The 25,992-nt window shown below is 40.0% G+C and carries 26 protein-coding genes; 17 read left to right on the top strand and 9 right to left on the bottom strand.

What is annotated here, in order from left to right; genetic code table 11:
• Positions 1–9 precede the first annotated feature (9 nt).
• From L1275_RS10950 to L1275_RS10920, 7 genes are all read left to right on the top strand, one after another.
• Positions 10–582, top strand: coding sequence for a Crp/Fnr family transcriptional regulator (locus L1275_RS10950; protein WP_253472860.1), 573 nt, complete (start codon positions 10–12; stop codon positions 580–582).
• A gap of 78 nt (positions 583–660) precedes the next feature.
• Positions 661–1,638, top strand: a complete 978-nt coding sequence (locus L1275_RS10945) for a zinc-binding alcohol dehydrogenase family protein (protein ID WP_253472857.1) — start codon at positions 661–663, stop codon at positions 1,636–1,638.
• Positions 1,639–1,901: 263 nt separating this feature from the next.
• The gene (locus L1275_RS10940) at positions 1,902–2,444 is read left to right on the top strand and encodes a dihydrofolate reductase family protein (RefSeq protein WP_253472854.1); all 543 of its coding nucleotides are present in this window, start codon (positions 1,902–1,904) and stop codon (positions 2,442–2,444) included.
• A gap of 6 nt (positions 2,445–2,450) precedes the next feature.
• Positions 2,451–2,894: a VOC family protein gene (locus tag L1275_RS10935; RefSeq protein WP_253472851.1), complete on the top strand. Its 444-nt coding sequence runs from the start codon at positions 2,451–2,453 to the stop codon at positions 2,892–2,894.
• Between the two features lie 59 nt (positions 2,895–2,953).
• Complete coding sequence (locus tag L1275_RS10930; protein WP_253472848.1) at positions 2,954–3,514, top strand: Crp/Fnr family transcriptional regulator; 561 nt, start codon at positions 2,954–2,956, stop codon at positions 3,512–3,514.
• 138 nt (positions 3,515–3,652) lie between these two features.
• A complete protein-coding gene (locus L1275_RS10925; RefSeq protein WP_253472846.1) occupies positions 3,653–4,669 on the top strand; it encodes a hypothetical protein in 1,017 nt (338 codons plus the stop codon).
• Position 4,670: 1 nt separating this feature from the next.
• Positions 4,671–5,246, top strand: a complete 576-nt coding sequence (locus L1275_RS10920) for an NAD(P)H-dependent oxidoreductase (protein WP_253472843.1) — start codon at positions 4,671–4,673, stop codon at positions 5,244–5,246.
• Positions 5,247–5,749: 503 nt separating this feature from the next.
• Here L1275_RS10920 and L1275_RS10915 read toward each other — a convergent pair.
• From L1275_RS10915 to L1275_RS10905, 3 genes are all read right to left on the bottom strand, one after another.
• Positions 5,750–6,370 (bottom strand): hypothetical protein, encoded by a 621-nt coding sequence (locus L1275_RS10915; protein ID WP_253472840.1) that lies wholly within the window; start codon positions 6,368–6,370, stop codon positions 5,750–5,752.
• A 126-nt stretch (positions 6,371–6,496) separates the two neighbouring features.
• Positions 6,497–7,690, bottom strand: a complete 1,194-nt coding sequence (locus tag L1275_RS10910) for a multidrug effflux MFS transporter (RefSeq protein WP_253472837.1) — start codon at positions 7,688–7,690, stop codon at positions 6,497–6,499.
• 64 nt (positions 7,691–7,754) lie between these two features.
• Positions 7,755–8,600: an AraC family transcriptional regulator gene (locus L1275_RS10905; protein ID WP_253472834.1), complete on the bottom strand. Its 846-nt coding sequence runs from the start codon at positions 8,598–8,600 to the stop codon at positions 7,755–7,757.
• Positions 8,601–8,778: 178 nt separating this feature from the next.
• On the opposite strand from L1275_RS10905, the gene L1275_RS10900 reads away from it, so the two are divergent.
• The 5 genes from L1275_RS10900 to L1275_RS16590 all read left to right on the top strand — a co-directional run bounded on the left by L1275_RS10900 (position 8,779) and on the right by L1275_RS16590 (position 11,500).
• Positions 8,779–9,108 (top strand): helix-turn-helix transcriptional regulator, encoded by a 330-nt coding sequence (locus L1275_RS10900; RefSeq protein ID WP_253472831.1) that lies wholly within the window; start codon positions 8,779–8,781, stop codon positions 9,106–9,108.
• Positions 9,109–9,206: 98 nt separating this feature from the next.
• Positions 9,207–9,680: a DUF6428 family protein gene (locus L1275_RS10895; protein ID WP_253472828.1), complete on the top strand. Its 474-nt coding sequence runs from the start codon at positions 9,207–9,209 to the stop codon at positions 9,678–9,680.
• A 16-nt stretch (positions 9,681–9,696) separates the two neighbouring features.
• On the top strand, positions 9,697–10,332 hold the full coding sequence (locus tag L1275_RS10890) for a low molecular weight phosphatase family protein (RefSeq protein ID WP_253472825.1): 636 nt from the start codon (positions 9,697–9,699) through the stop codon (positions 10,330–10,332).
• Positions 10,317–11,348 carry an ACR3 family arsenite efflux transporter gene (gene arsB, locus L1275_RS10885; RefSeq protein WP_253472822.1) on the top strand — a complete coding sequence of 344 codons (1,032 nt, stop codon included), beginning with the start codon at positions 10,317–10,319 and terminating at the stop codon, positions 11,346–11,348. The genes L1275_RS10890 and arsB overlap by 16 nt, the downstream gene beginning before the upstream one ends.
• Before the next feature lie 71 nt (positions 11,349–11,419).
• Entirely contained in the window at positions 11,420–11,500 is an 81-nt protein-coding gene (locus L1275_RS16590; protein WP_371923468.1) for a nucleotidyl transferase AbiEii/AbiGii toxin family protein, read from the top strand.
• Positions 11,501–11,607: 107 nt separating this feature from the next.
• Here the strand turns inward: L1275_RS16590 and L1275_RS10880 are convergent, their stop codons facing one another.
• The 4 genes from L1275_RS10880 to dinB form a co-directional block, all read right to left on the bottom strand.
• Complete coding sequence (locus tag L1275_RS10880; RefSeq protein ID WP_253472819.1) at positions 11,608–12,003, bottom strand: DoxX family protein; 396 nt, start codon at positions 12,001–12,003, stop codon at positions 11,608–11,610.
• Between the two features lie 149 nt (positions 12,004–12,152).
• Positions 12,153–13,526 carry an exonuclease domain-containing protein gene (locus L1275_RS10875; RefSeq protein ID WP_253472815.1) on the bottom strand — a complete coding sequence of 458 codons (1,374 nt, stop codon included), beginning with the start codon at positions 13,524–13,526 and terminating at the stop codon, positions 12,153–12,155.
• Positions 13,527–13,557: 31 nt separating this feature from the next.
• Positions 13,558–16,602: a DNA polymerase III subunit alpha gene (locus L1275_RS10870; protein WP_253472812.1), complete on the bottom strand. Its 3,045-nt coding sequence runs from the start codon at positions 16,600–16,602 to the stop codon at positions 13,558–13,560.
• 6 nt (positions 16,603–16,608) lie between these two features.
• Positions 16,609–17,790: a DNA polymerase IV gene (dinB, locus tag L1275_RS10865; RefSeq protein ID WP_253472809.1), complete on the bottom strand. Its 1,182-nt coding sequence runs from the start codon at positions 17,788–17,790 to the stop codon at positions 16,609–16,611.
• Between the two features lie 87 nt (positions 17,791–17,877).
• Here dinB and L1275_RS10860 point away from each other — a divergent pair, with 87 nt between their 5' ends.
• Positions 17,878–18,642, top strand: a complete 765-nt coding sequence (locus L1275_RS10860) for a helix-turn-helix domain-containing protein (protein WP_253472806.1) — start codon at positions 17,878–17,880, stop codon at positions 18,640–18,642.
• A 3-nt stretch (positions 18,643–18,645) separates the two neighbouring features.
• Here L1275_RS10860 and L1275_RS10855 read toward each other — a convergent pair whose 3' ends face one another.
• Positions 18,646–19,203, bottom strand: a complete 558-nt coding sequence (locus tag L1275_RS10855) for an NADPH-dependent FMN reductase (protein WP_253472804.1) — start codon at positions 19,201–19,203, stop codon at positions 18,646–18,648.
• A 456-nt stretch (positions 19,204–19,659) separates the two neighbouring features.
• Between L1275_RS10855 and L1275_RS10850 the strand changes: the two genes are divergently transcribed.
• From L1275_RS10850 to L1275_RS10840, 3 genes are all read left to right on the top strand, one after another.
• A complete protein-coding gene (locus tag L1275_RS10850; RefSeq protein ID WP_253472800.1) occupies positions 19,660–20,232 on the top strand; it encodes a cytochrome b/b6 domain-containing protein in 573 nt (190 codons plus the stop codon).
• Between the two features lie 326 nt (positions 20,233–20,558).
• Positions 20,559–22,922, top strand: a complete 2,364-nt coding sequence (locus L1275_RS10845) for a TonB-dependent receptor (protein WP_253472797.1) — start codon at positions 20,559–20,561, stop codon at positions 22,920–22,922.
• 2 nt (positions 22,923–22,924) lie between these two features.
• Positions 22,925–24,085 (top strand): PepSY domain-containing protein, encoded by a 1,161-nt coding sequence (locus tag L1275_RS10840; protein ID WP_253472794.1) that lies wholly within the window; start codon positions 22,925–22,927, stop codon positions 24,083–24,085.
• A 240-nt stretch (positions 24,086–24,325) separates the two neighbouring features.
• Here the strand turns inward: L1275_RS10840 and L1275_RS10835 are convergent, their stop codons facing one another.
• A complete protein-coding gene (locus tag L1275_RS10835) occupies positions 24,326–24,634 on the bottom strand; it encodes a cupin domain-containing protein (protein ID WP_253472791.1) in 309 nt (102 codons plus the stop codon).
• Positions 24,635–24,837: 203 nt separating this feature from the next.
• Here L1275_RS10835 and L1275_RS10830 point away from each other — a divergent pair, with 203 nt between their 5' ends.
• Positions 24,838–25,851 (top strand): AraC family transcriptional regulator, encoded by a 1,014-nt coding sequence (locus L1275_RS10830; RefSeq protein WP_253472788.1) that lies wholly within the window; start codon positions 24,838–24,840, stop codon positions 25,849–25,851.
• Positions 25,852–25,992: the final 141 nt, after the last annotated feature.

Here is a 25,992-nt window from a genome sequence, read left to right as displayed (position 1 = left end):
AGAAAAAAGATGTTTGAACGCGTAGTTTTAAATCCTTTGCTGACTGCTGAGCTGATCGCGAAGTACCAGCATTTTTTTGTACCACAAAGTTTCTCAGCAAAAACGATCTTGTTGGAAGAGGGACAAATAGCAGAAAAGGTTTATTGGATAAAAAAAGGTTGTATACGAGTGTGGATCAATCATCAGGGGTCTGACGTCACTTTTCAGTTTTTTTTAGAAGAAAGTCTTGTTGCTTCTATGGAGAGTTTTTGGAAAGGCAGTGCGAGTCAAATCACTATAGAAACCATAGAAGCTTGTGATTTGCTCGTAGCGGATAAAAAGGATATTAAAATAGTCCTGGAGGATACTTTGGAAAAAAGAGATTTTCGAGACCTTTTTATCAATGCTATTTTTGATCGTACTTTTGATTATATGCAGCACAGCTTGTCATTTATAAAATTAACTCCCGAACAGCGCTATTTAAAATTGCTCGATGAACGTCCGGAACTCGTTCAGCGAATTGCCCAACATTACCTCGCTTCGTATTTGGGGATTTCTAAAGTCCATTTAAGCCGAATCAAAAGCAAATTAGCTCTTAAATAATTGAATTTGATAACAAATGTTATCGTTCAGTCTTCGGAACTGTATTAATTTTATATTTTAATAATAAAAAATCTAAGCATGAAAGCTATAGCAGTAATGACCAAAGGGAGTGATCCTGTATATGTTGAACAATACGAACAACCTCTTCCCAAAAATGACGATGAAGTACGTATTCATGTCAAAGCGGTTTCTATTAAAAACTTAGACCGCGCTATCGCGAGTGGCAAGCATTATTCTGCGCAGACTGCTGAATTTATACCGCGAGTAATTGGTACTGATGGCGTGGGACTGCTCGATGACAATACACGGGTCTATGGTTTTGGAATTACGGGGATGTTGGCAGAAAAAGCCTTGATTAAAAAAAGCAGTTTGGTAATGATCCCAGACGGCTTGAGTAACGAATTGGCTGCGGCCTTACCCAATGCTTTGATGGGGTCGGTAATCGCACTAATGCTGCGTGCAAAATTGCAAAAAGGACAACATGTATTGATTAATGGTGCTACGGGGATCACCGGAAAAGTGGCGATTCAAATGGCCAAGCACTATGGCGCATCGAAGGTTAGCGTAACGGGTAGAAATGAAGAGGTACTAAGTTCGCTACTGGATTTAGGAGCGGATACCTTGGTCTCTTTAAAACAGTCCGAAGGTGATTTTATCGACCAGATTAAAGCGATTGACTCTGAATCACCGGTAGATATCGTGATTGATTACCTTTGGGGACACAGTGCTAAGATGATTTTAGAGGCTTTAAAAGGTAAGGGACATTATACACATAAAACAAAGTTTGTCAATGTAGGTGCGATGTCTGGGGATTTAATGGAATTATCATCATCGATTTTACGCGGAACGGATATACAGTTGCTAGGGTCGGGTTTAGGAAGCTGGAATGACGAGGAGGTCAACACCTTTTTTAAAGCCTTACTTCCCGAAGCCTTTAATCTGGCTGCCACAGGTACTCTAAAAATGGATACTTCGGTATATCCGATGACAGCGATTGATGAAGTCTGGAACCCTTCCGTAATTTGGAACAGCAGGCTGGTATTGACTGTAGACTAATAACAAATCGCAACCGCCTTTTTTCAGCGTTCTAACTGACTTTAAACATAGGACCACATCGTTTTCAGAATTAATAAAATCATATGGATCAAAATTTTTTAGATCATAAAAATGTATTTTTGCAGGGGATATCGATGGATAAGGTGGCAATAGCTTGCCTTCTGAAGTTTGATACAGTGATTTCACGTTCCGGGATTAAGTACCAAATAAAAAGAGTTTAGGTACAGGATGCTTAAAATTAGAGCTACAGATTCTATAAAAAAATGAGAAAAGTAAAATTATATATAGCGACCTCCTTAGATGGATATATCGCGACTCTAGATGGCGGATTGGATTGGTTAACAGCATATCCCAACCCCGAGATATCCGATTACGGTTATAGCGATTTTTATAATACGGTCGATATACTCGTAATGGGCGGTAGCACCTATCAGAGTATCCTAGATATGGACATTCCGTGGCCTTATGTGGATAAACAAACCTATGTACTAAGTCGTACTAAAAAATCTATTTCGAATATCGTTGAGGTCGTAGGCGAAGACATCGTTTCAAAAGTAGCGGAATGGAAATCGACTAACGGAAAAGACATTTGGTTGGTTGGCGGAGGAGAAACGCTTGCTCTTTTTTTAAATAACAATCTGGTAGATAGCATGGAAATTACCGTAATTCCAACTCTTTTAGGGAGTGGAATCCCCTTATTTCCAGCGTTGCACAACAGTTCCAATTGGCGCGTTATTGATATAGAAAAACATTATAACGGGGTTGTTACTACCGTATATGAATTAGAACGTGAAATAGCTAACTAAATTACAATGGACAATACCCTGGACAATTGGGCGAAAATGGTGCCCGAACTAATCGTGACAGACATCAGTCGCAGTTTGTCTTTTTGGTGTGATCTGATTGGGTTTACGGTATCCTATGACCGTCCTGAAGAAAAATTCGCCTATCTTAATTTGCAGGGCGCTCAAATCATGTTAGAGCAGTTCAATGAGCACGATCGCGATTGGGAAACCGCTCCACTTGAAGCACCCTTTGGCAGGGGGATCAATTTTCAGATTGAGGTTCCCGACATACAATTAATCATAGAAAGATTGAATCAGGTGAATTGGCCGTTATTTATTCCAATCGAAGAGCGTTGGTATGTTGCGGATGAGGTAGAATTGGGTCAACTTCAATTTCTGGTAAAAGATCCCGATGGTTATCTGTTGCGTTTGATAGAAGATCTTGGGGAAAGACCAAAGAGCACGATGTAAGAGTTCTATAATACCCTTCAATTTATAAATGGATTTTTTTCCGTTCTAGACATGCCAAAATGAAAAAGTACTTAGCTTCCTTAAATATATTATCTAGGTCCGAATTAGATCAGATCGATGCCTATATCGTCAAACGCACGGTTGAAAAAGCTACGGTCTTACTCGAAGAAAACCAGATTTGTCACGAGTTAATGTTTGTGGTTTCAGGTGTACTTCGCAGTTTCTATTGGAATTTTAAAGGCGAACAAGTTACCAGCTGTATAGCCTTTGAGGGCGAGTTTATGGCGGCCTATCCCAGTTTTATCCAACAGTTAAAATCGCGGGAAACCATACACGCGCTGCAACATACCGAAATAGAGGCAATCAGCTATGAGAATCTGGAAAAATTGTACGATAGCAGTATGGCTTGGCAAAAGATAGGACGTAAACTCGTTGAAAATCAATATGTTTTTATGGATCAGCACTTTACTGAATTTCAACAGCAAAACGGCTCACATCGGTATGAATATTTGATAAAAAATTATCCGAAGCAACTCCACCAAATTCCACAACCTTACATCGCTTCATATTTGGGGATCTCGACCCGACAATTAACGCGTATTCGCAAATCGCTTTTATAGACAATTGGCTACTTCATAGAGCAATTGCCCTACTTACCTTTGAAAAAAAATCAGTTTACTGCTAGAGTCGAGTTTACCATAAACGACAATGGACGCAGGCAGCAGTGATTCTATATAACCTTAAAACATAAGCGCTATATGAAAAATATTTTATTGGTAGGAGGCACAGGACTGCAAGGTCAATTGACGCAACAAATCTTAAAAGAACGACAAACCGCTGTAAGGGTTTTTATCAGCAGTAGAAAAGCGAGTTCGGGAACTATGGTGATTGATGTTTGCTTACCCCAAACCTTTCAAAACATACTGACGGCTCAAATTGACTTGGTTGTCATGTGTACGGTTGATTCTAAAAATAAACTTTTGCATTTCTGTATCGAGTACGGTTTGGACTACTTGGATATAACCAAAACGAGTTCGGCTATTGCAGTAGCGCATAGCGCGGCGGTATCCCAACAATTAAAAAGCAACATTGTCTTGGCATCGAGTTGGATGGGGAGTGTGGTTCCGGGATTGATTCAAGATGTGATGGAATGGCGTGATATAGAAGCGGTGGAATTACTGATTTACTATTCGATGCGCGATAAAGCCGGGGCTAGTGCTGCTGATTTTATGGCGGAAAATGCAGCGAAAAAATTTCCAATTTACCGCAACGGTAAAGAGTACGCTGTCCGGCATTTTGAAGGGCGTAAAAAACACCAGTTTGCCTTTTCCTCCTCTGTTTTTAATTTATATCATTTTGACGCACCCGACAATTATGTACTTCATCACATTGAAGGCATACCCAATGTTTCAACCGCGATAACCTACGGTGATAACTTATCGGGAGTCTCGCTGAGTATCATGCAAAAGTTGCGCCTATTCGATATACTGCCGATGTCCATGCGGAAGAAACTTTTCTACGCCAACGGTCAAGGAGATAAAACCGCTTTTGACATACGGCTAATATCTAAAAAAGGGGAAGTAATGAAAATCGGTTTAATAAACGAACAAGGACAGGCGAATTTAACGGCATTTTCAACCGTTATGCATATCGAGAAATTAATTTCGGGTACGGTATTGCCCCCTGCAGTTTATTTTGGTCATCAGTTGTATTCCAAGGGTATTTTTACCTCGGCCTTAAGTCAAAATACTAACATCAATATTTGCATCAAATAACATGAAAAAAATTTTAATAATAGACGGTCATCCCAATGAAAATAGTCTTTGTTATGCCTTGGCGGAAGCTTATAGGGTTGGTGCCGTGAAACAAGGTGTTGAGGTAAAGAAATTGAGAATAGCGGATCTCGATTTTAATCTCAATTTGCGGTTTGGATATCAAAAACGTACCGAGCTCGAGCCGGACTTGCTCGAGGCCTTTGACTTGTTGCAGTGGGCCGACCATTGGGTATGGGTACATCCCGTGTGGTGGAGCGGAATACCTGCGCTGATGAAAGGATTTATCGATCGGCTCTTCCTTCCGGGGTTTACCTACGAACCTATTATTGGATCGCTCCGAGTTAAACCGTTAATGAAAGGGAAAACCGCACACATCATCGCGACCTTAGATCAGCCGAGCTGGTATTATCGACTGTTTTCTAAAGCGCCAAGTGAGTATCAGATGAAAGAAAGCCTAAAATTGTGTGGTGTCAAACCGATAAGAATGACCTATATCGGTATTGTAAAAGACGCTTCGGCTATACAGCGTGAAAAATGGTTGGATAAAGTCAGGAATTTGGGTCAGAAACAACTATAATTTTGAATTTTAAATATCAAAAAAGCCTGTCTCTACAAGACAGGCTTTTTAGGGTTTATAATGCATTAGGGATAATGTGATTATACAACCCCGTTAGGGGTGAAAGAATTATGGAACCCCGTAGGGGTGACATGATTGTTAGGCCTATACGCCTATGGGCACATTCGCCCATGCGCAAAACAAACCCCGTAGGAGTGAAATCATTATAGAGCCCCGTAGGGGTGACATGATTGTTAGGCCTATACGCCTATAGGCACATTCGCCCATGCGCAAAACAAACCCCGTAGGGGTGAAATCATTATAGAACCCCGTAGGGGTGACATATTTGTTAGGCCTATACGCCTATGGGCACATTCGCCCATGCGCAAAACAAACCCCGTAGGGGTGAAATCATTATAGAACCCCGTAGGGGTGAAATGTTTATAACATATACGGATTGTGCACATTCGCATATGGACAAAACAAACCCCGTAGGGGTGAAATGATTATATACGCCTATGGGCTTAAAAAGGATACGTTTTAGCAAGATTTTTATTGCCGAAAATTTCAATTGCCTTGGCATCTGGTGCGGCATAAGTTGCCTTGGTAACTACCGACGGATTAGATGGGTAAGTTCCCTTGTTGTAAACCAATTCCTTCCATTCATTACCCGATTGTACAGTAAGTACATTCCAGCCGTTTTTCTCGCTAGGCTCTACAAATAGTGGTGGACGAGTTACTGTAAATTTGGTGATAACTTCCAACTGATCGCTTAATAACAATATCGTACAACCACCTGACCCACAAAAGTAAGGGGAATTTAAATAGACAAATACCTCGTTTTTACCATCCTTGTTTAAATCAATTGAATACAACTGAAAGTGGCGTTCATCGGCTTTAATCGCTTTTAAATCATTGGCTTTTAAAAAGCTCTTATTTAAAAAGTCTTTTATTTTTGACGCTAATGCATCATCAACCGTTTGCGCTTGAAATTCGCTAACTGTTGTAGGATTGACGGCTTCCTCAGTAGGAACTACCGTTTCTGTAGTTGCTGGAATTTCAATATTTTCGTCTTTGTTTTGCTTGCAAGAAGCTACGGCAAAAAGCACAGCCAAACTCAATAGGGAGATCTTAATATTTTTCATAGTTTGTTTTCTATAGCACAGTCAATATCTATGCCGTTTTATCATGTTTATTAGCACAGTATTTCAAATCTCTATACTATTTTTATTATTGCTTCCAGTTAATGAACAACTGCTGATAAATACGGTTTAATTTGATGGTATAGCTAACTTGGGTTCACGGATCATCAAGCAGACTACGTATAGAATATGGCAAATAAACAAGGCCAATCCCGTTAAAAACAACAGATCTGCGGGAATTATATTGGTAATTGCCGATATAAAGAAAGTCACCACCAATTGAAGGGATCCCAATAACGCAGATGCCGATCCGCTATTTTCATTAAACGGTTCCAAGGCTAGTTTTGTTGTGGTTGGGAATAAAATTCCCATACTGAGTTCCAAAAAGAACAACAACACCAAAATCGCTTCAATCGGTTGTTTGTAAATACACAACAATAAGAAAATAGTACTGAGACCCAATGCTGCGAATACCGTTCCTTTTATGACTTGACGTACGGACCACCAACGCGACAAAACCGAATTGGAGAACCAAGCACCGAAAATCAAACCGATGGCGTTTATAGCAAAAATATAACTAAATGCATTGGAGGACAGTTTTCCGTATTCCATAATTAAATAGGGTGCGTTTGCCAAGTAAATCATCAGTATACTATAGGTTAAACTACCGATGAGTGTATACTTTAAAAAGGTTTTTACCCGCAGTATTTTTTTAAACTCTCCGAGTAGATTTACGGGTTTTGAGGCAGACTTAATACGGGTTTCTGGTAGGAAAAACACCACGGTTAACAAACAGATGATACCCAATATCAGTAGGGTAACAAAAGTGGATTGCCACTCAAAATGCGAGATTAGAAAATTTCCTGCAATTGGACCGATGATCGGTGCTACTCCGGATATGATGGCCAGTAACGAGAAAATCTGCATCGTATTGCTCGCGTCAAAATATTCATTGACCACAGCTCGTGCAATAACAACTCCGGCACAACCGGCGAAAGCCTGGAAAAAGCGCGCCACCCAAAATTGCTCAATACTATTGGAGTAAATACAGGCTGCTGTTGCTGCAATAAATAACAGTAGTGATAGGATGGTTGGCCATTTTCGTCCATAGCGATCCGAAAGGATTCCCCAAAATAATTGTCCCACTGCAAAACCGGCTAAAAACGTAGATATGGAGAACTGCACGGATTTTAAATCCGTCTGATAATAATTGGCCATCTTTAAAAAGCCCGGTAAATACAAATCAATGCTAAAGGGTTCTAAAGCAGATAACAGTGCTAGAATCAGCACGACAACGAGTTGATTTTTCTTTAATTGTCCCATGTTCTTTTTTTTGAGGATACAAAGGTAGTTTCAAATCAACGGCTTAAACTTATATAAAAAGGAGCTATCCTTGCACTTTCTTCACCTGTTCTCTAAAGTCTAATGGGGTTACTAAGGTCAGTTTCTTAAAAAAACGGTTAAAATACGTCACATCTGAGAAACCCAATATATTTGAAATGTCTTGGATATTATCGGTGCTATAACCCACAAGGCGTTTGGCTTCAAGCAGCAAACGGTCTTGTAACTGTTGTTTAAGACTTTTGCCGACGGAACGCAATAAAATTTCATTCATGCGCTTGACGGATAACGCCACTTTATCGGCATAAAATTCATTTTTTCGCTCGCTGATATAATGCAGTTCAACCAATTCAAGCAGTTTGTGAATACGCGCATCTATGGTCACATGTCGCTGTTGTAATACCGGTAAATCCTGTAAGTGAAGGATTAATAATTCCAAGTATTTTTCCAAAACATTAGCGCGTTGTTGATCGTGAAACTCCTGTTCTATCAATAGCGATAAATGCTCAAATAGAGGACGCATGCTAGCGGTGACTTCAAACTTTAAAGGCGCATTTTCAGTAAAACCTTGCTGTTTGGCCTCTTGAAATAAAATACGGTGAAAATAATCTTTATCAATGGCAAGGTAATAACCCGATACCGCAGTGGGGTCAAAATAATGTACTTGTCCAGGATAGATAATCCAAATTTGTTGTGCCTCGAGTGGATAGGCGATAAAGTCAATTTCTTGTTGTTGATCGCTAACTTCTATAAACCAAAAAATCTGATAAAAATCAAATTGATAATGCTGACTGAAGTCGAACAAATCAAAATTGTCCTCAATTCGAAAAAACTCAATCGGAATATTTTTGTCCAGTTGCTGTACTTGAACGACTTGCTTTTTTGATTTCATCCATAGCGGTGTTTAAAGTTGAATTGATCGAAGTGAGGGTAGGTACAAATCAAAAGTATTAAAAATATACGTAGTAAGTGTAGTGGATTTATTCAAATTGGAAACTCATGATAAAAAATGTATAATTTTTTTTAGGTTTAAATTTATTATCGTAATATTGCGATATATAAATGCGGCTATGGGAATAACGAAATCAGAAATGTATACAAACGGGCAAAATCAACTGGCAGCGCTATTTAAGGTGTTGGGGCATCCGGCGCGAATTGCAATTTTGCAATACATCATCGACCAAAAGACTTGTATTTGCAATGATTTGGTCAAAGAGTTGGGATTGGCACAAGCAACGATTTCGCAACATCTAAAAGAACTAAAAAGCAGTGGCATCATTCAAGGCAGCATTGAGGGAAAATCGATTTGTTACTGTATTGACCCAGCCGTTTGGAAAGAATTTCAATCGGATTTCAATCGATTTTTTAATCAGGATATCAACGACAACAGCTGCTGTTAGACTAATAGCCTTTTTTTATATTTTAACATCGTAATATTGCGATATTAAATAAAGATCGGTCAAATAAGTATAAAACAAAACCTATAAAACAAATTATTATGTATTTATCAGAAATTAAAAAAATCCTGCCCACTTTAGAAAACGTCGCATTTCAATTGGAAAATGGACAATGGGTACCCGAACATTTTCACGTAACTGAAGTCGGCCAAATCACCAAAACCTTTATCGATTGTGGTGGAGTGGTTAGGCATGAAACGGCTGTTAATTTTCAATTGTGGAATGCGGACGATTTTGAGCACAGACTGAAACCGGCGAAACTGTCGCACATTATTAGCCTATCCGAAGATAAGCTCGGTATGGAAGATGCGGTTATAGAGGTCGAATATCAAAGTGAGACGATTGGAAAATATGATTTGGAGTTTAATGGGACGCATTTTATCCTAAAAAACAAAACAACCGCTTGTTTGGCTCAAGATGCCTGTGGGATTCCCACCGCTAAGCAACCGATGAAATTAACTGATTTGTCGAGTAGTACAGGCAATTCTTGTGATCCAAACTCGGGTTGTTGTTAGTATATAGGATTAAATTATGTATCTCACCTTAGTTGATTTTATAGAGGAACTGCATGCCAATTCGGTTGTTTCAGTTCAACGCAAGAAAACACTGCAACCTTTGATTGATATGATAACGCTCAATCAGTATGATGTTGCGGGTATCAATCTGAATTTTATCTGTACCCACAATTCGCGTCGAAGTATTTTGGCGCAGGTTTGGGCACAGTTAGCCGCGCATTATTATGGGATTGCCAACGTCACTTGTTATTCTGGAGGTACGGAACAAACCAGCATAGCATCGACAATACTGTCGACCTTATCTGATCAGGGGTTGTGTATAGATGCGTTGACCGATGGAACAAATCCTGTTTATGCGATAAAATATGCGGAAAATGCACTACCTATAATTGGATTTTCTAAGAAATACGATCACGCTTTTAATCCGGTTTCGTCTTTTATCGCGGTTTTGACTTGTTCGCAGGCCGATGTCGGTTGTCCTTATGTCGTAGGAGCCAAAAGCCGTATTCCGATTACTTATGAAGATCCCAAAATAGCGGATTCAACGGAAAATGAAGCGGCAGTTTACGCCGATTGTAGTGTACAAATTGCCAGCGAAATGTTTTATGTTTTCTCACAGATAAAAAAAATAGACTTATGTCCATACGAATGAAATTTTTGGATCGTTATTTAACCCTGTGGATTTTTTTAGCCATGGGATTGGGAGTATTGTTGGGCAACGGATTTCCGCAAATTTCGACAGTGATGGAAAAATGGTCGATAGGAGCTACCAACATACCGTTGGCAATAGGATTGATTATCATGATGTATCCGCCTTTAGCCAAGGTAAATTATAAACTCTTACCCGGGGCTTTAAAAGATAAAAAAGTACTCGGTCTTTCTTTGGTATTGAACTGGTTGGTAGGACCGGTGTTGATGTTTGTTTTAGCGATTATCTTTTTGCGCGATCAACCGGACTATATGGTTGGACTGATATTGATTGGTCTAGCTCGTTGTATAGCGATGGTTATTGTTTGGAACGATTTAGCTCAAGGTAACAGAGAATATGCAGCATTGCTGATAGCTCTAAACAGCGTGTTTCAGCTGTTGTTTTACAGCGCGTTTGTATGGTTGTTTATAAATGTATTACCTGCGCATTTTGGGTTTGCAGCCTACAAGGTCTCGATAGAAATGAGCGCGGTATTTCAAAGTGTATTGATTTATTTGGGCATTCCGTTTTTAGCAGGCTTTTTGACTCAACATTACTTACCAAAAATTAAGGGAGCAAAGTGGTATCAACAAAAATTTATTCCCTTTATCTCGCCTTTTACGCTTTATGCGCTACTGTTTACCATTGTATTGATGTTTAGTCTAAAAGGGGAACAACTGCTGCAATTGCCCGTACAAGTGGTAAAAGTCGCCATACCGTTGGTTATCTACTTTATATTGATGTTTTTCATCAGTTTTTTTATCAACAAATCGATGAAAGTACCTTACGATAAAAATGCTGCAATCTCCTTTACGGCAACCGGAAATAATTTTGAATTGGCTATCGCCGTGGCCATTGCTGTATTCGGTATACATTCGCCTCAAGCTTTTGTCGGTGTGATTGGTCCTTTAGTGGAAGTACCGGTATTGATTGGCTTGGTACGGGTTAGTTTGTGGTTGAAGGGAAGGTTTTATAAGTAAAAGAAATATAAGTTTTCTATACATCAAATCAAAATAATGACGTTTACAACTATGTACGTGCAACTTCATCTATATTTAAAGGAGGAACTTCATTGAGTAAAGCGTATAAAATCATCGATCGCTTTTCCGATGAGCGATCTGAATGGCTTTGAGCGATATTTTTAGAGACCTTTTTACGGCAATCCCTTGATAAAACCCTCCGTTTTATGTCCGGTCAATATTGCTGTGCTTTTTAGATATTCTTAATAGGATATCATGATTACGGCTTTAAAATATGATGGACTACGGCTTTATTTCTAAAATACAAACCCAACCAAAGCAGCGCTCCGATATAAACAGGAAATAGGGTATGACTGTATAAAGGATGATGTGCATGCATATGTATAGCAACGGCACCACCTAGATAACCGGTTAACAAAATCGCACCGAGAACCGAATATTTCGGAATCATATACAATAGCGAACAAACTAATAAAAGCACACCTATAGTGGTAATTTGATTGGAATCAAAACCCAAGGCTTCACTGGCTTTCATAACTTCTTCCAACTGAAACAACTTTCCCAAACTATCCGTAAGTAAGAACAGAAAAACCAAGGTACTCAGCAACCATTTTAAAAATAGTTTTCTCTTTGTTTGAGGGGATACTGTTTCCATAATCGTTTTTTTAGGGTTAGTGTTAATCTTCTAATAAAATTACAAAAAAAGCGCGATAAATAGTGTTTTAAAAGTAAATATTTAACAGTAATGTATTGGTTGTCATGGAGTCGCCTCATTGGTGAATATATAATGGCAAATAGAAGAAGTTACCCTTTCGTACTAAACTTGACTTTATTCGGATATTTCTGAGCATAGGTATATAACAATCGCATAATATATTGATTGCTTTTATAAGGTGTTATATAATCTTTGAGTTCTTCAATATCGTTAAGTGTGCTGTCCATGGGAAGATATCCCATACCGTAAAAGTGGCCGTTTTCGACCCAAATACAACTGCGTTCATCGGCGGTCCTACCTTTGTCTATAAGGGCAAAACTCGGTCGGTTGTTTTGTATTTGATCGAGGGCATTTTGAACTTTTTCGTTGTGGACTTGTACTTCAGGTAAATCGTCCATATTGTATTGTTGCGGAGCTTCACCATCGGCAGGCAGACCGTATTTGCAGAATCGCGGATCAATTTCAAATTGTTGTGATAATCCCAATAGTAAATTAATACCGGCATATTCGGAGTCAAACGCTTCGATGCATTCTTGAAACTTACTGAGTTTTCCAACGGCCAGATAGCGGTAACCGTTACGCGCTTCATAGTGGTACAATCCGAATTTAGCATCAAATCGCTTTAAAGCCCGGTTGTAGGTAGGCCATAGCTTTTTGATTTCGGTACATTCCAACAGTAATGCCAAGAGTTCCGTACCGCATACTTCATAGGAAATAGCGTGTATATCGCGTAAAAAGTGCTGTCGTTGTGGATTGATATTATGACCGGTAAAATGTGAAGCTACCCGTTTTTTGAGGTTGACGGCCTTGCCGACATAAATCACCTTTTTATATTGATCATAAAAATAATATACTCCAGCTTTTTCGGGTAATTGCTCAAAATCTTCAGGCGGGAGGTTGGGAGGCAAGCGTTGATCGGGCGCTGATTTTTTAATCATTTTATCGATTTCTCCGTTTTCATCCCACAACAGCAAACGCGAAAATAAGATGGCAGTAGCATCGGCATCGCCGCCGGCGCGGTGTCGGTGTTCTAGATTGATGTCTAGTGTATTGCAGAGATTGCCCAGACTATAGGAACCCAATCCCGGTCTGATTTTTCGCGTTGCCCGAACGGTACACAGTTTTTTCGGAGTCCAAGTAAATCCCGCTTGTGCTAATTCATGTCGGATAAAAGAATAATCGAAATTGACATTATGCGCGACAAAGATACGTCCTTCAAGTCGTTGCAATACTTCTTCGGCTATATCCTCAAAGATCGGCGCATCGCGTACCATATCGTCGTTAATACCCGTTAGAGCAAAAATCGGAAGCGGTATCTCTTTTTGTGGATTGACCAGCGTTTCCCAACGGTCAATGACCTCAGTTCCGTTGTGGATGACGATGGCTATTTCCGTTATTCTACTACCACCGGCATTGCCGCCGGTGGTTTCGATATCTACTATGGCATATTCTGTTTTTTTCATTTTTTTCGTAATTCGTAATTCGATTCTCGGGTTACATTCGATGTCTAGGCAATCCACTTTCCTGCGGATACGGCGCGCGGTGGGTCATCGATACATCTTCTTTGATGTTTTGTTGCACGTCATAAGGGCGTTTTTGTGCATGGTCGTAACGCGGGTCGGCGACAAAAGGCATTTTGGCCATTTTACTGATGGTAATGGTGGGGAAGTGGTAGTCCACTTCTACGGTACCCAACAGCAAATAACATCCACCGCCTTGAAACGGGTATTTTTCGAGGCTATCGCTAAAATGTGCGGTATCGAAATAAGTGCCTTCAGCATCGATCCAGGTTCCAAAAAACATCGCTCCCCTTTTGGTGGGCACGTGTTTTCTCGAAATCAAATAAGCCAGCATTTTGACAGTCTTTTTGTGTTGATATATCAAATCCTTTGCCATAATATTTCCTCTGTATAACGTTTGTAGCAAATCAAAAGGCGTACAGGATACGGGAAAACTCAACAGTTCAATCTCGTCAAAGGCATCTTCAAAAGGCGAGCGTTCCAATACGGGCAATTGGTATTCTTTAATCGGTTCTTGCATCAGTGTGGGATGCTTGTTTTCGGGTTTAAAATTGACCAGAATCAAGCGGGCAATCACGAGTAATTGGTTTTTGCTTTTTCCGGTAAATCGAAAGGCTCCGATAAAAATCAAAATCTGAATGCCCTCTATGCCTATGGGGATGCGGTTGATAAAATCTTCCAGCGAGTGAAAAACTCCGTTTTGTATCCGTTCTTTAACGATGAATTGGGCAATTTTGGTTTCGAGTCCTTCTAGGTGCATCAGTCCTAAATATACGTCCACACCATAGAGTGTGGTTTCGTATTCGCTTAAATTGACACAGGGATTTTGAATGGTAGCACCAGACATACGCGCTTCGTGGACATAGACTTCTGTGCGGTAAAATCCCCCTTGATTATTGATAACAGCCACCATAAACTCGATCGGATAATGCACTTTGAGATAGAGACTTTGATAACTCTCTACGGCATAGGATGCCGAGTGAGCCTTGCAAAATGAATAGCCGGCAAAGGATTCGATTTGACGGTATATCTCTTCGCTGAGTTGTTGTGGATGTCCTTTCTCGGCACAGCAGGCAAAGAAATTGTCCTTGACCTTTTGCAAGGCCGATTTGGAACGCCCTTTGCCGCTCATGGCTCGTCGGAGAATATCACCATCGGCAGCGGGTAGGCCACCGTAGTATAAGGCTATTTTGATCACGTCTTCTTGGTAAACCATAATGCCATAGGTTTCGCCGAGTTGTTCCTTAAATACTTCGTGGAAATACTCAAAGCGATCGGGATAATTATGGCGGAAGATATATTCCTTCATCATACCGGATTGGGCTACTCCAGGGCGAATAATCGACGAGGCGGCCACCAGTGTTTTGTAATTGTCACAATTTAAACGGCGCAGTAATCCACGCATGGCGGGACTCTCTATATAAAAACAACCGATGGTTTGTCCGCGGGCCAAAAATGTATTACAAATCGCCTCGTCTTTGGACAAAGCGGTATTGCGGATATCCACCTTAATCCCGCGATTTTTTGCAATCAGTTTAACGCTATCGTCTATATGTCCGATACCGCGTTGACTGAGGATATCGAATTTCTCAAAACCGATCTCTTCAGCTATATGCATATCAAATAAAACAATCGGAAACCCCTTAGGGGGCATTTCCAAAACCGTATAATTGGTTAAAGGTTCTTCTGAAATCAAGATACCGCAGGCGTGCATACTGCGTTGATTGGGGTACTTTTCGAGTAGCATGCCGTATTCCTGTACATATTTAACCACGGAATTGGAATCGTGCATCGCCATCGGATTTTTGGCCAGTAGATCGAGTTCCTCTTTGGGCAGCCCGAAAACCTTTCCCACTTCTCGAAAGATCGAACGGTATTTAAATTCGACATTAGTGCCGCAAAAAGCAACGTGTTCGGCACCATAACGGTCAAAAATATAGTGCAATATGGTGTCGCGTTCTTTCCACGACCAGTCGATATCAAAATCGGGTGGCGTTTTTCTGTTGAGGTTTAAAAAACGCTCAAAGTATAAGTCCAGTTCAATAGGGCAAATATCCGTAATGCCCAAACAATAACTGACAATGCTATTGGCACCACTACCGCGGCCAATATGCAAAAAACCACAACTGTTGCTATAGCGAATAATATCCCAGGTAATCAGAAAGTAACCGCTGAATTGGAGTTCATCAATTACCTTTAATTCCTTTTCTACACGTGCCTTAGCCTGTGGATGGTTTGCTCCGTATCGCGTAATCAGTCCTTGATGAGCCAAACGGGTTAACAAGGCCATATCACTTTGTCGATTGTTGGTATAGAATTTTTTATTTTTGGGTTTCTTAAACTCAAATTCAAAATGACAACTATTGATAATGTGCTCCGTATTGGCAAGGATATCGGGGAAGGGAGTGTATTGGCTTAACAAGGTTTCTTGATCAATCATAAAATCCGTAGTTGCGCAATAATCGGATTCCGTCAATTTGGACAACAATACATTGGTATCGATAGCGCGTAAAATCTTATGCAGATTAAATTCTTTTTTGGTGCGAAAAGTTACGGGTTGCAATACGACCATTTTATGTTGTAAGACCTGCCATTTCTTATCGACTAAGAGCGACAATTGTTCGGGGCGTATACCGATGTATTCGTTGGATTTTAGATCGATAGGGACATTTTCTAGTGGATAGATGATGTATACTCCTTCCAACTCGGGAGCTACAAAGGGTAGGGGTTCGCCATTGAAATTATGTGCGGTCAGAAATCGATTCATCGCGGCGAGTCCTTGGGCATTTTTAGCCAGTCCGATATAGCGTAATTGCTGTTTGTCTCGAAACTCCATACCTATTAAGGGTTTGATTTCGACCTGTTGACAAGCTTGTATAAAATCGTAAATACCCGTAACGGTATTGATATCCGTTAACGCAAGAACCTTGACCTGACAAGCCACAGCCTGTTGTACCAAATCCGTAAGCGGGATGGTTCCGTATCGCAAGGAATGAAAAGAGTGGCAATTGAGATACATGGGTTTTTAGTATTTGCGTTTTAAGATTGCGGCTTTGTTATTCGGTTTAAAGGATGCTCCGGCACAGCGCATCACCGCGTCAAAGCCGTAGCGACTTTTCATTTTATCCATCGCCTGATAAAGGGACAATAACTCTTCGGTATCTTCAAATAAATTGATTTGATAGGTACCTCTTACCAAACCGCTAAAGCGAATTCCGATCAGGCGTAGGCGCATACGACGGTGGTAGAGTTTATCGAACAAATCGGTTACACATCGAGTTAGGGTATGGTCGGCTGACGTATAGGGTATTTTGCACTGTTTGGTTTCCGTGTCAAAATTGGAATAGCGTATTTTAATCACGACAGTGGAAGTAAGCCATTCTTCGGAGCGCAATTGAAAAGCCAATTTTTCGACCATACCGATCAATAAAGCTTTTAGCAACGCGATATCTATAGTATCTTGGGTAAAGGTGTGTTCGGTTGAAATCGATTTGCGCTCGGTATAGGGTTCCACGGGATTGTTGTCAATACCGTTGGCTTTTTTCCACAATTCGATACCGTTTTTGCCAATCATCTGTTGCAACACTTCTGCCGGCATTTCCGAAAGGGTTTGTATGGTTCGAATGCCTATACGCGATAACAATTGAAAGGTGACTTGACCCACCATGGGAATTTTCTGAATCGACAGTGGATTGAGAAAGGGCTGTACCATGTTTTCGGTGATTTGGAGGTTTCCCAAGGGTTTTCCCTCTCCGGTAGCAATTTTGGAAACGGTTTTGTTGACTGATAAGGCAAAACTGATCGGCAACCCCGTTTCACGAGTCACGGCTTGTGCGAGTTCATCGGTCCATTTATAACTGCCGTAAAACTTGTCCATGCCTGTAATATCCAAGTAAAACTCATCGATACTGGCTTTTTCCATTACCGGGGCTTTCTCTTCAATGACTTCAGTCACGGTATGCGATAATTTGGAGTACAATTCCATATCTCCTTTGACTACTTTGGCTTGTGGACAAAGCCGTAGCGCCATCTTAATGGGCATGGCGGAGCGAACTCCAAATGTACGAGCTTCATAAGAACAAGAGGCTACCACACCACGGTCGCCACCCCCGATGATTAAAGGAATTCCATCTAATTCTGAATTTCCCAACCTTTCACAGGACACAAAAAAAGTATCCAAATCCATGTGTACAATAGCTCTTCCCATAATCTTCTCATTTTATTAATGACAAAATTAGCACAGCTTGTAACAATAATAACTATATTTGCTGTTACAAATTGTAACAATATCGCTATGTCTTTATTTTCTGATAATATTCGAAATCTGCGGATTAAAAAGAAGGTTTCTCAAGAAAAACTTGCCGAAAGCCTTTTGATTACTAGGGGGAGGTATGTCAAATATGAAGATGGAACCTCGGAAGCTCCTTATGAAATCCTAAAAAAAATCGCACATTATTATCATATTAGCATTGATTTATTGCTTTCTGTGGATATTCGGAAAATTCCTATGGACGATTTATTACAGTTGGAAGGCAATCGTTTGGTATTGCCCATCACGGTAGATCGAGAGGGAGAGAATTTTATTGAAGTGGTTACTCAAAAGGTCAAAGCCGGTTATTTAAACGGTTATTCCGATCCCGAGTATATCGAAAACTTACAGCAAATCTCCTTGCCTTTTTTAGGGCCGGGAAAACACCGTGGATTTCCGGTTGAAGGTGATTCGATGCCGCCTCATGAAGACGGCTCCATCATCATCGGTCGTTATGTAGAGCGTTTGGGCGATGTGCTTGACGGCAAAACCTATATCTTGATTACCAAAAGCGAAGGTATGGTTTACAAACGCCTCAACAGAAATAAAAAGAACAGTTTGGTCTTGGAATCGGACAATCATTTTTACCCTGCCTATGAAGTCAAGGCTTCAGACATTCTGGAGGTGTGGGAATACACTTGTAGTATAGCCACTAGAGAATTTGTTCCCGATCGTAGTGGGGAGGATACGATGACGGAAATGCTGAGAGAAATCAGAAAGGATATTTCAGACTTAAAAGCGCGTATTTAAAAATTAAGATTGGACATTGGTGTGTATCCACTTTTCAAAAGCACTCATAAATTTTTTCAGAAACCCCTTGGTTGACTCGTTGTTTAGTTTGCCTTGCTCATCAAATAAATCAGCGGCACCTCCGATATAAGCTTCGGGTTGTGCTAGGGTTGGAATGTTGACAAACACCAACGACTGACGCAAATGATGATTGGCACCAAAACCACTGATACCACCTATTGATACACTAATCACAGCACCGGGTTTTCCATCCCAAGCATTTTTTCCATACGGACGTGAACCGACATCAATCGCGTTTTTTAATACAGCCGGTACCGATCTGTTGTATTCTGGAGTCACAAAAAGTACGGCATCGGCAGCGCTGATTTGCTCTCTGAAAATCGTCCAAGATTGTGGAGGAGTTACTTCTACATCTTCGTTGTAAAACGGTAAATCACCAATGTTGATGATGTCGAGTTTTAGCGATTCTGGAGCCAAAGCAGTTAATGCTTTTGCTAATTTTAGATTATAAGATTCCTTGCGCAGACTCCCTACAACAACAGCTACTTTATAATTTTTCATAGTTTTTTATTTTTAAGTGGAAATAAAACAAATGCAGTTCCTTATCAGCAGGATGCCTTTATAAAGTTACACATATTTTCGAATTCTACACAACGTTTAGAATCATTTCACCCCTACGTTTTTTTTGCCTATATGCGGATAAGCCCATACGCGTATTCGCGTTAGAATCATTTCACCCCTACGGGGTTTTCTATGCCTATATGCGAATGTGCACATAGGCGTATTCGCCTTAGAATCATTTCACCCCTACGGGGTTTTATATGCTTATAAGCGAATAAACGGATTCGTGTTAAAATCACTCGGATTCGCTCTTCTGAAATAAAAACAGAGCATAAAAGACGGTTTCGAGTTAAGATACAGCCTCTTCAAAATTGTACCTTAAAGTGCTGTTTTTATGTAAAACAGTACTGCTTATTAAGTGGGATTTTTTTTACCTTTTATCTTAAAATTTATAGTATGAAAAGAGAAAATAATAACCGATTTTCGGCACTTCACCGAATGTTACATTGGATAATTGCTTTAGCGATGTTGGTCTTATTTATGACGGGTTTTTTACGGATGTATTGGATGAACAAGAGAACCATTATCAGTGCAATTGATCTGTACACTTCCAGCGATTTTAATATAGAAAAAGATCAAAAATTGGGGATAGCCAGAACGATTTTGAGTCCGATGTGGGAATGGCATATCTATGCGGCCTATGCTTTGTTTTTTGCCTTTGTAATTCGGGTGATTTACATGTTGTTTCAAGGGATTAGTTTTCCCAATCCGCTGTTGAAAGGACAAGCCCTAAAACGACGATTACAAGGATTTCTATATATAGCGCTTTACCTTTTATTATTGGTTGGCATAGTTACGGGTATGTATTTAAAGTGGGGTGATGGTCAATTTAAAGCCCCGATGGAGATGGTACATAAATGGGCAATTTATTGGTTTCCCATATTTGTAGTAGTGCATTTTGTCGGCATCGTGATTGGAGAATATACCGATAAAAAAGGAATCGTTTCCAAGATGATCGGGGGAGACTAAATTCACTGTTGAACTCATATAGGGAGTAAAACTCGATGTACTAAATTTCTTGTGGGCGTATACTTGCACTGATTGATGTTTAGGTTTACCGCATATACGCATTTCTCGCAGTTGTAATCGATTACTAAAAACGGGGTTATATACTAAATTAAGAAAAAAGAGAAATAAATAATCGCTAAGTGTACCGTATTGTATGCGATCTGTGGGTGTTTTAATTTTTCTCTAGGGGGAGTCTATTTTAATGATTTTTTTACATTTTTTTTCAAATATAAGTTGAATAAATAGATATATTTGCGCTACTTTAATTAAATCTAAATAAGCGTATAATGATTGCCAAATCACTAGAGTTAGCCGCTCACAAAACCGGTATTCACACCAAATTGCGAGCTTTTATTTTGATCTGTTGTGCTGTTTTTTCGCATCAAATTTTTGCTCAAGAGATCAGCCTTCAGCTTAAAAACGCTTCTAATCAACCGGTGTCTTATGCCAATGTAATTGGAAATTCGGGCATTTTAGCTACCTCAGACAATGCGGGAGTAGTGCTGTTGGATAAGGGGGTATTGCAAAACACTACCATAACGATTTCCGCGGTTGGGTATCTGGATTTTAAACAAAATTTTCCTGCTGAGATCACGCAATTAACCTATGTTTTGGTATTAAAAACGGATGATACTCAGATGGACGAAGTGGTCATTACAGCGGGTAGAAAAGCCGAAAATATACGTACTGTACCTTCATCGGTTACGATTTTAAATCAAAAAGATATAGAAACGCAAAGTAGTATCACTACGAATTTGGCTTCGATATTGGGAAATACTGTTCCGGGTTTGGGAACTTCAACCAATAAGGCTACCAATTCGGGGCAAACTTTGCGCGGGCGTCAGGTATTGGTACTTATTGACGGTATTCCCCAATCGACACCACTGATGAATGGAGCTCGTGATTTACGTACCATAGATCCCAATGTCATTGAACGTATAGAGGTGATCAAAGGCGCTACTTCTATATATGGAAACGGTTCAGGCGGAGGAATCATCAATTATATCACCAAAAAAAACCGCGGCAATAAAGTTTTAGAAGGAGCAACTACTATCGGTACATCGTTTAATCCCTATAACAGCGCTGGTACCTTGGGATATCGCGTGGCTCAATATTTTTCGGGAAGAAAAGACAAATGGACTTATACTTTTGGTGGAACATTGGACTACACAGGACTGCAACGCGATGGCGAAGGCTTGCCTGTCGGACAAACCGACGGCCTATCCAATACCTATTCCAATAATGCATTTGTAAAGATCGGATACGATATCAATGATAACTCTTCGATAACAGCGCTCTATAATTATTATGGAAGCACCCAACACGCCAAATACATCAGTAAAAATGGGGTTTATGGTCAGAGTCCTACTATAGGTGTTCGCGGAGAAGAGCCGGGAAAACCGGCAGGAACTCCCTATAACCATAATGCGATGTTGACGTATACCAATAGCAATTTATGGTTGGATACCCAATTGGATGCAACGGTATATATGAATACTTTTAGTTCGATGAATCGTTATGTCACTTCGGGAACCGCTTGGTATGGACCGGGACAAACCATGATTAATTCCGACAAAAAAGGGGTGCGTATCAATTTAAATACGCCATTTACAATCGGAAACCTACCCGCTGAAATCACTTACGGTTTGGATCTTTTAAACGATGTCACTTACCAAGATTTGGTTGATGGTAGAGTATATATTCCCAAAATGAATATGGTAAACATAGCGCCGTATGCGCAGTTAAAAATAGACTTTTTTGAAAATTTGATTTTTAAAGGAGGAGTTCGTTATGAGAATGCGCAGGTTAAGGTAGATGATTTTAATACCATTGCTACCGGACCGGGAAACGAGGGCAGTATTTTTGTTAGCGGAGGTAGTATACCCTATAAAGCCACGGTATTTAATGCGGGCTTACGATATAATAAATACGAATTATTCAACCCCTTTGTCAGTTTTTCTCAAGGGTTTGCGATTAATGAATTGGGACGTATCTTAAGAAGGGCCAAGGAAAATACCTTGGGCAATTTAGAAACCGATCCGATTATTACCAACAACTACGAAATCGGTTTTTCAAGCCGTTACAGCATCTTTAACTTCTCAGCAGCTTATTATATCAGTACTTCTGATTTGGGCGTTAACTTGGTAGACGTTGGTGGCTTTTTAATGGCACAACGCGAACCTGAAGAAGTCAAGGGATTTGAGCTGACACTAGACGCCAAACTGCGATCCAATTTAACCATCGGAGGTAGTTATGCCTATGTAGAGGGAAAAGCCAAATTGGATGACGGTAGTAAAGTATATCTAAACGGGTCGCGTATTGCTCCTCCTAAAGCTACGGGATTTGTCAGTTATCAACCCACAGACAAGTGGAACCTTCAATTGTTTTGGGTTTATACGGGCAGTCGCGATCGATTTGAACCTAATGCTAAGGGAATTTACAAAAATAGCGAGGGTCCAATTAGTGATGTTAACCTCTTTAATTTCGCGGGTAGTTATACCATCAACAGTCAGTGGAATATCAGCTTGGGAATCGAAAACTTATTTAATAAAACCTACTATCCAACGGTGAGTCAATACCGTGCTTTGGATGCGGAATATGTTCGGGGGAGTGGAAGCCTTGTAAATTTAAACCTACACTTTAAATTTTAAGCATGCTTAAAAAACAAATTCTTTGGTTTCACAAATGGTTGGGACTGCTCAGTGGAATCATCGTTTTTATAGTGAGTATTACGGGCTGTATTTACGTGTTTCACGACGAGTTAAAACTGCAGGTTTATCCCGAAAAATATTTTACCAACACCGACAGCACACTTAATAGAACGCCGCTTCCATTAAGTGTGCTGCAAGCAGACGCACAATTGGCTCTGGCAAAAGGCGAAAAAATATCGCGGGTAGATTTGTTTCCTGCCAAAGATAGAACCTGGGTTTTTAGAGCGTCGAAAACCAATGAAAACGCTGTTGGACATTGGGCTTATTACACCTACTACAAAAGGGTTTTTGTCAATCCATATACCGGAGAAGTACAAGCGGTAGAAGACAGTAAAAACGAGTTCTTTCAGTTGGTATTGCAACTGCACATGAATTTGCTGTTGGGAAAGAAGGTAGGGAGCCTTGTTGTTGGTACAGCCACGGCCTTGTTTGCGGTCATTCTCCTTACGGGCTTGGTCTTATGGTGGCCCAAAAAGTGGAAAGGCAAAACCTTGAAACGCAGTTTTCGTTTTGATTTCAAGGTCAATAGAAAACGTTTAAACTACGATTTGCACAATATTTTGGGAATCTATGCCTTGTGTTTTGCGCTTTTGTTCGCATTAACGGGATTGGTATTTGCATTTCCTGCCGTGAAAAAGATCTATGTCAACGGCTTTAATTCGTTTAGCACTGTGTCATCGCCCACACCAAATTTCGGAAAAATACCCTTTACTCCAAAACGCGATAATTTGTTGGATACTGCTTTGAATTACGCCCTGTCTCAACATCCCACGGCAGATATGATGGCCATTCGCCTCAAACCTAAAGAAGCCATTCAGGATATACAGGTTCGCTTAAACAAAGACAGAAGTGGTGTGTTTGTATGGTATTATTTTGAAAAAGAAACGGGCGGTATACAAAACATTAAAAGGTCGCATTCACAACCTTTGGGCGACCGCCTGTCGTCGATGAATTACGATTTACACGTGGGCAGTTATGGAGGTATTTATACCAAAATAATTACTTTTATTATGGCTTTGGTCTGCGCTTCACTGCCGTTAACCGGATTTATTATCTGGTTAAACAAAGGTAAAAAGAAGGGAAAAAAGAAGAAACTCTGCTAATTCTATCGATTTAAGAACGCTAAAAAAAAAATCGGCACCCTTCAAAAATATAACTATTTTAAAAACCAATAAACAAAATGATAATCAATGGTTTATTGGTTTTTATCTAAACAATAACATGGGTTTTTTTGTGCGTTTTACCTTACAAAAAAGACTTCTTAATTCGTTGATTTAGAGCGATGATAGGATTGTAAACAAAGTGGGTATCGATTTGTAAACAATTGTAAACAACGATTGATTTTATCGTTGCGGTTCGAAAATCATTAGGGTAGCTTCATCCTTAGCGACGGGTTTGTTTTCAACACCTTTAGGTACTACGATACATTCATTTTTACGCAGTTCAATGATTTGATCGCGAAAATGCAACTCTAAAATACCGTCTACAACAAAGAATAATTTATCTTCTTCTTCATGAGTATGCCATTCGTATTCTCCTTGTAATTTGATCAACTGCACTTCGTGATTATTGATTTTTCCCAGTGATTTTAATTGCCAAAAGGCTTTTAGATTTTCGGATTCTAATTGTAAATTGATTTTTTCAATGTTCATAATAGGATGGATTAGGAGTGAATCGGCTTGCAGTTCCAACCGCAAGCGGCTAGTCGTTGATGTGCTTATTTGGATTCGGTTTAAATAATAACGCAAAGTTACCTATCTTTGTATATGATAAAAGCAGGAAGTTATACGATAACTGCATTCTTTTGAAAGAGGTGAATTGTCGGACAAATAACCTGAGAATTTAACAACCTGAAATGACAATCGAAATCACAAATGAACGATACCCATCGGGTAATCGGGTACTGCAGCGATCGGCGGGATATTCATTGCCTTTGGGACAAAATCTTTTAGAATCGGAGGACTTGATCTCCGAGTGTGGTTTTGTGCAACACCAAAAGCAGTTGCAGGTCGAAGGCTTACACCTCAGTTTTTTCAAACGATCCCAAGACGAAGCCCTGGAGACTACGGTTAAATCCGACGGTTCCTATATGCAAATGCACTTTGAAATTTCTGGTGGTGCTGCCTCTTATCAACCTCGCGATAAAAAGGAAAAATCCTTGCATACAGTAGGGGGGCAATTTACTTTTTTTTATGTGCCTCAACTCGACGGTCGTTTGGCAGATCCAGCTTGCAAACCTGCGCTGAGTTTGGAAATCGAAGTGGCCGTAAGTTGGCTGAATCGAAACCTTATTGCGAATTGCAAAACCTCAGAGCAATTTTTAAAAGCGATTGACCGTCAGCAGGCAGTTGTATTGGGTGGTCAGAGCCATCGCATTAATCCTCAGATGCAGCGTGTGATTCACGAGATTTATCATTGTCCCTATGTTGGGCAAGTCAAGCGACTCCATATCGAGGGTAAAATATTGATGTTGTTGGGGCTGCAACTTCAGCAGGCCAATGCTGTTGTACAGCGGTCCAAATCGGTTTCCATAACAGCGGGTGATCGCGAACGCTTGTATGCACTCTACGAGATTTTGAGTAAAAACTTTTCCACCAATTATGCCTTGGAAGAATTGGCTCAGCTCACGGCTATGAATCGAACCAAGTTACAGGCGGGATTTAAACACTTATTTGGAACCACCATTCATGAATTTGTGGTAGAGGGGCGGATGATGGAGGCCTATCGACTGTTGACCACAACCGCTGCTGATACGCTGACGATTGAAGCTTTGGCTCATCAGGTTGGATACAAACATTATAACCACTTTTCAGTTGCCTTTAAAAAACGCTTTGGTTATAGTCCAAGCTATTTTTTGCGAACTAATTAAATAAAATGATGAAAAGGTGGTTGTATAAATAGCTGTCATTTTATACCTATAAGGACCATTCTTAATGCATTTCTTTTGTGTAAAAACAAGATTTTTATTATATTTACTTAAGAGGGATTTAGGATTGTAAAGCCTCCAAAA

Source organism: Flavobacterium sp. HSC-61S13, from assembly GCF_024171535.1.
In the GTDB taxonomy this organism is placed as follows: Bacteria; Bacteroidota; Bacteroidia; order Flavobacteriales; family Flavobacteriaceae; genus Flavobacterium.
The sequence above is the reverse complement of the archived record's forward strand: the minus strand, read 5'-3'. Positions and strand labels throughout refer to the sequence as shown.